Here is a 3,237-nt window from a genome sequence, read left to right as displayed (position 1 = left end):
TTTAAGCCCAATTTTAACAAAATAATTCATCAACTACTGGTTAGAGATTACAGAGTTAAGTTTACATGAAAATTTAAACGCGTAACTTCTAATATATATTTTAATTATATCCACCCACCTTATCGTATTAATTGTCAGACTAAAAATACCCTCAAATTACCCTTTTTATCAAAGGATTTATGGGGACCTTCTCATGAATGAAAAATACCCTCAATACGGCCATATTTTCCGATTTATCTCCTGAATCAGACACACATATCGCTACGCTATTGGGTGTTGAATTTTACCCACCTATTTATATGTCCAACCCATGATCCATGAATAGCATTCGTCTATTGAAACATATGAAATCCTGATCTAAATAAAGAATTTGCAATTTATCGCGAATTTTGATCTTAAAATTGAGTTTTAGGCATAAATTTACCATATAACGAGAAAAAACCCGGCAATTGTGCTTCATAGTCATCTTTAATCAGAATGGCGATGAAACAGATATTTTTTTCCTAATATCAACAGGTGTAATTGCCCATCCCTTCTTGACCGGGGGTATAAAAAGCCGCGCCCATTTTACATAGATCACCCATTTTAACAACACAGAACAATTCCCTCCACTAGTAAAAGGAGGGGAGAGACAGGTGAAAACAATGACAGATGTACAGCAAATGGGTACCTTATACCGCCTTTCCGGTTCTTATTCCCAAATAGCCAGAGAACTCCACATCCCGAATTACCGTAAAGAAGACTTCGGCAGATAGACGAGGTTCGTGACAGTTTACGAATGGAGATTCTTCCGGAGAAGCGAACAATTCACCAACCTCGACGGAAAGTCACTCAGGAAATCATTGACCTAGCTCATAGTTTGGTCGAATCCAATAAACATCGATCCAAAAAACAACGATTGAATGGGCGGCAGATTCATCAGCATCTCGTTCAATCTGGTAATCAGATCAGTTACACAACCACCGAAGGGCTCATCTGTGACTGGAAACATGATCAGAAGAGTCGTGAGGTCTTCATTCTTCAGACTCCTGAACCGGGGTATCGAGCTGAATTTGACTGGGGTAAAGCCACTCTCTTCATTCAGGGAGTCTGGACCAGAGTTTACCTTGCAGTCATGGTTCTAACCGATTCACTCTACCGGTTTGCCAGAATATATCAAAAAGAAAGCCAACAGGAATTATAGAATGAAATGGAAAAAATTTGACAGGATTTTTATTATCCAACGGAATGATAAATATAGTCGGATATTTAGTGGTTTGGTGCTGGACGATTAAATCTTCAGCTTTTTGATCTCTTCTGTTGATAATCCGGTAGCTTTTTCTATATACTCATCTTCCAGCCCTAATTTAATGAGATTTCGGGCAATATTTCGTGCCTCTTCTAACTTACCTTTCTCGATTCCTTTCTCGATTCCTTCCTTTTTCCCTTTCTCAATGCCCTCTTCAACCCCAATCGTATACCATTTTTTACTGATCTTCTGAGTAACGCTCTCTATCATATTCTCCACCTTCTCCTTACTCCTGGTATCCCGGATATATTTCTGATGCAACTGTGTATATAATTCCATTGTCGCTGAGAGAATAATATCCTTTGTTTGCTCATCCATTACACCTTTTTCTTCAAACGTTCCGGTAATTGTGGTAATCTGCTCAATGTCCTGTAACACATCCCGAACAATTGCATCAAATTCCTCCCGGTTCAGGTTTTTCCGTCTGCAGATATGATCAAACCTCTTCCTATACTTCACGAGAACCAGCGGAATTACCAGATAGAGATCCATTTCGCCAAGTTCATATGCTGAGTATGCATACAATTTGAAAACCGGAACAGAATAATGCACTTCCGATTCATTCGGAAGGATGATCTTTACATGTAACTCATCACGAATCCGTTTATGGTCCTCAAGGTACATTACAACCTGATGGGGAATAGAAATTATCCGGGTATCATTCTCATCCATCTGTGACCGTGATGCACCGATGAGATATCCGTATTTCACCATTCGTAACTCCATCATCCCATCGTGTTCTGTCTGGATTTCAATGTGAAAGAGGGGATCAGGACCGGTTCCATCATGCACGGCAAGGACAATGTCAGGAAGATGACGGGAAAAGCCAGGGTGGGATATATACTCTGAAGATACACGGATGATTTCAGCGGTGTTTTTATTCAACTGGACGGAAAAAATACGACAGATAAAATCAAGTAATGCCTGATCAGATGCATCAAATAAGAACTTGGCAGTCTCATCGATCAGAGCACGGGAATTTTCATGACTCACCCGAATGAGTATGTTCAGGGGGCATTTGAAATTTGTGAAATGGTGGTGAGATTACACCAGAATGAACCATCAAAAAATATTTTTGGAAAGATGGAAGAAGGATTGAATTACGAAACTTCTCTTTTGATACGATCAAGTTCTTCTATTGTCAGCCCCGTTGCTTTTAGAATTACTTCATCTGCAGTTCCGATCATCAACAGATTTTTTGCTACGATCTTTACACCTTCAGCAATCCCTTCTTCCTTGCCTTCTTTAATCCCTATCGTGTGCCATTTTTTACTGATCTTCTGTGTGACGCTCTCTATCATATTCTCAACCCTCTCCTTGCTATTCGTGTCTCGGATATATTTCTTATGCAACTGTGTATATAATTCCATTGTCGCTGAGAGAATAATATCCTTTGTTTGCTCATCCATTACACCTTTTTCTTCAAACAATCCGGTAATTGTGGTGATCTGTTCAATCTCCTGTAATACATCCTGAACAACTGCATCAAATTCCTCCCGGTTCAGATTTTTCCGTCTGCAGATTTGATCAAACCTATTCCTGTACTTCACAAGCACCAGCGGAATCACCAGATAGAGATCCATTTCACCAAGATCATATGCTGAGTATGCATACAATCTGAAAACCGGAACGGTATAATCTACTTCAGATTCATTCGGAAAAATGATCTTTACTTTCAGGTCGTCCCGTATCCGTTTATGCTCCTCAAGGTATATCACAACCTGATGTGGTATCGAGATAATCCGGGTATCATCCTCATCGATCTGTGACCGTGATGCACCAATGAGATATCCGTATTTCACCATACGTAAATCCATCATACCATCATATTCAGTCTGAATTTCGATGTGAAAGAGGGGATCAGGACCGGTTTTGTCATGCACGGCAAGGACGATGTCGGGGAGATGGCGGGAAAAGCCAGGGTGGGATATGTATTCTGAAGAGACACG

3 protein-coding genes are annotated in these 3,237 nt (G+C 40.1%); 1 reads left to right on the top strand and 2 read right to left on the bottom strand.

Features of this window, described 5'->3' with window-relative positions:
- Positions 1 to 778 precede the first annotated feature (778 nt).
- A complete protein-coding gene (locus tag LDL35_RS15070) occupies positions 779 to 1,183 on the top strand; it encodes a hypothetical protein (RefSeq protein WP_304024011.1) in 405 nt (134 codons plus the stop codon).
- Between the two features lie 87 nt (positions 1,184 to 1,270).
- Here the strand turns inward: LDL35_RS15070 and LDL35_RS15065 are convergent, their stop codons facing one another.
- Both LDL35_RS15065 and LDL35_RS15060 read right to left on the bottom strand, forming a co-directional pair.
- Positions 1,271 to 2,281 carry a hypothetical protein gene (locus LDL35_RS15065; RefSeq protein ID WP_304024008.1) on the bottom strand — a complete coding sequence of 337 codons (1,011 nt, stop codon included), beginning with the start codon at positions 2,279 to 2,281 and terminating at the stop codon, positions 1,271 to 1,273.
- A 107-nt stretch (positions 2,282 to 2,388) separates the two neighbouring features.
- Positions 2,389 to 3,237 (bottom strand): hypothetical protein (locus tag LDL35_RS15060; RefSeq protein WP_304024005.1); only part of this gene is annotated, 849 nt, incomplete at its 5' end.

The sequence above is a fragment of the Methanospirillum hungatei genome, assembly GCF_020216685.1.
Lineage (GTDB): Archaea > Halobacteriota > Methanomicrobia > Methanomicrobiales > Methanospirillaceae > Methanospirillum > Methanospirillum hungatei_B.
Note: the sequence above shows the minus strand (reverse complement) of the source record. Positions and strands in the feature narration are given on the sequence as shown.